Below are 1,800 nucleotides of genomic sequence, written 5' to 3' on the forward strand. Positions count from 1 at the left end.
CCTGTGTGTCGTTGAAATATCGCGTTCGGTACTTTCTCTTACAAGATAAAGAGGTTTTTTTGAGGATTTGAAATTTATACGTCCTAAGTATTCGCCAAAAATCCCAAGTACCAAAAGTTGTATTCCCCCAAACGCCAAAATTCCCGCCATAATGGAGGCGTAGCCGGAAACTGTGACTTTTCCAGTAAGAAAGCTCAGGAAAATTACGGCCAGCCAGCTTGCGCCAATAAGGAAGGCCATGAACCCAATCCAGGATGCCACCCTGAGGGGGATATCGGAAAATGTTACAAAAATATTGATAGTGTGAGTGATCAGTTTTTTCAATGTGTAGTTGCTAGTCCCATGTACACGAGAATCGTGAGGAATCTGGACGGTTGTATAATTATTGGTCAGCCACGAAAGATAGCCATCAACGAATGGATAGGGTGAGTCGAACTGGGTAACAGCCCGAGCAATGTCTCCGCGAATAACTCGATAGCTTGTATAGGCGTAGTTTAGTGATGGAATTGCTTTTTTGAACATCCAGCGTGCTATTGTTGAGGTAATATTGCGCCACCTGCTATGAGTGCGCTGCTGATAGACACCATATACCAAATCAGCCCCTTCCTGAGCCTTCTTATATAGGCTTGGTATGTGCTCTGGTGCTTGCTCAAGATCATCGTCCAGAGTTATTATCCATCGTCCAGTCGATTTGGAAAATCCGCAAATGGTTGCTGCATGTTGTCCGAAATTTCTGCTGAATTTTATGCCGCGCACTCTTTCATCATTACTCGCTATCTGTTGAAGAATTTTCCAGCATTGATCTCCTCCAGAGTCTTCGATAAAAATCAATTCGAATGATACATTCATGGATTCAAGCACTGAAATAAGACGCTGGTAAAGTTCGTGAACTGTATGCTCGGCACGGTATACAGGAACTACGATTGAAATATCGAGGGCTGCTGGGCTTTCAGCGGGTTGGGTCATGCGATGATTGTCTCGGATAACGGTGATATCATGTTTATTTTTTTATTGCTGTCTAGTAGTATACCAGATTTGCTAAGAAATTACGTACTACACGAAAAGTAATACCTTGATGCCCCCTCTGCAGGCAAGCGAGTGTGACCATGGCTGCATAGTTTTCTGCCAGATTGCAGTTGCGAGTTCCCTGAACGAGTCCCCTGAAAGACAGGACACCGTTTCTCCCTTAGGATAAGGGTTAGGCTCTGTCTGAAAAATCTTGATACTCGGTGATGCTGCGTTGAAAACCGCCTCGGAATGCTCATTTACTCCAGTAAAGTCGGGCGCGACCCCGGCCGTTCCTCGGCGGTTTTCGCCTTGCCTGACCTTCGTCTCAAGACTTTTCAGACAAAGCCTAGGCAAACAGGTATTTTTATGACTAAAAGCAACGATTAGAGTGGCGGCGAACTGCTTGGCCTGGAGCGTATTTTAAGCGGGTGCGATCATCCTTGCCGCCACAACCCTTGGATCAGTGGTCAGGTGGAACGTGTAAATCGGACTATAAAGGAAGCGACAGTCAAGGCATTCACTACCCCAATTTCGATGCTCTAAAGGCTCATGTGCTGGCCATCTTGACGGCCTACAACTTCGCCAGACACTTCAAGGCCGCAATGTCCTACTCTGGCGTTTTTCAAAGTAGCCTGTAAGGCCAGGGCGAAAAGTCCAGAGCGTTTCACTATCCATCCGCACAATCTCATTCCGGAACCGTGCACCTACTGCGATACATACCTTGTAACTGCGCGGCTTTTGACACTGCATCTAGGCACTGTACGAAAAGAAATGTCGTAGACACCGCCGCCA

The 1,800-nt window shown here is 46.4% G+C and carries 1 protein-coding gene and 1 pseudogene; both read right to left on the reverse strand.

Annotated features, from left to right (window positions below; all coding sequences use genetic code 11):
• A partial coding sequence (locus tag K675_RS33240) for a glycosyltransferase family 2 protein (protein WP_157384000.1) occupies positions 1 to 966 on the reverse strand: 966 nt, incomplete at its 3' end.
• An 80-nt stretch (positions 967 to 1,046) separates the two neighbouring features.
• Positions 1,047 to 1,147: pseudogene (locus K675_RS34285) on the reverse strand (IS5/IS1182 family transposase); the annotation flags it as partial.
• Between the last annotated feature and the right edge of the window lie 653 nt (positions 1,148 to 1,800).

Origin of the sequence: Pseudomonas fuscovaginae SE-1 (assembly GCF_000364705.1) — a bacterium.
GTDB lineage: Bacteria > Pseudomonadota > Gammaproteobacteria > Pseudomonadales > Pseudomonadaceae > Aquipseudomonas > Aquipseudomonas fuscovaginae_A.